General features: G+C 42.2%; 1 protein-coding gene. It reads left to right on the top strand.

Annotated elements, in window-relative coordinates; genetic code table 11:
* On the top strand, window positions 1–576 hold a 576-nt coding region (locus tag B3Y13_RS04775), incomplete at its 5' end, for a threonine aldolase family protein (RefSeq protein WP_296693026.1).
* Window positions 577–666 lie beyond the last annotated feature (90 nt).

Here is a 666-nt window from a genome sequence, read left to right on the forward strand (position 1 = left end):
CAAGAACTTTCCGACATTTCAAAAGTTTGCCGCCAATACAAAATTCCACTTTTTGCCGACGGAGCACGGCTTGCCTATGCGCTCGGAAGCAAAGAAAACGACGTAAGCCTAAAAGACCTTGCCCGCCTAACCGATGTTTTTTACATTGGCGGAACAAAATGCGGCACACTGTTTGGCGAAGCCGTCGTAGTTCCAAAACCAGAACTAATTCCTCATTTTTTAACACAAATAAAGCAGCACGGCGCATTGCTTGCAAAAGGCAGGCTTCTCGGAATTCAATTTGCGGAACTTTTCAAAAACAACCTTTATCTCGAACTCGGAAAAACAGCAGATTCTTACGCACAAAAAATTCAAGACGCGCTCACCGCCGCAGGCTACAAACTTTATTTTGTTTCTCCGACAAACCAAGTTTTTTTTATAATCGAAAATTCAAAATTGCAGCCGCTTGAGCAAAAAGCAGCGTACGGATTTATGGAAAAATACGACGAAAACCACACCGTAATCCGTTTTTGCACAAGCTGGGCAACCACAGAAAACGACGTAGAAAAACTTTTAAAAGTCATAAAAGAAATGTGATTTTAAATTTTCGGACGGCAATTTGCCCAAAACCAGACAATTTGCGCAAATTGCGCTGTCCATAACTGGAAAAACCGGCTGCTTTGGGTT

The organism is Treponema sp. UBA7567, from assembly GCF_002476655.1.
In the GTDB taxonomy this organism is placed as follows: Bacteria; Spirochaetota; Spirochaetia; order Treponematales; family Treponemataceae; genus Treponema_D.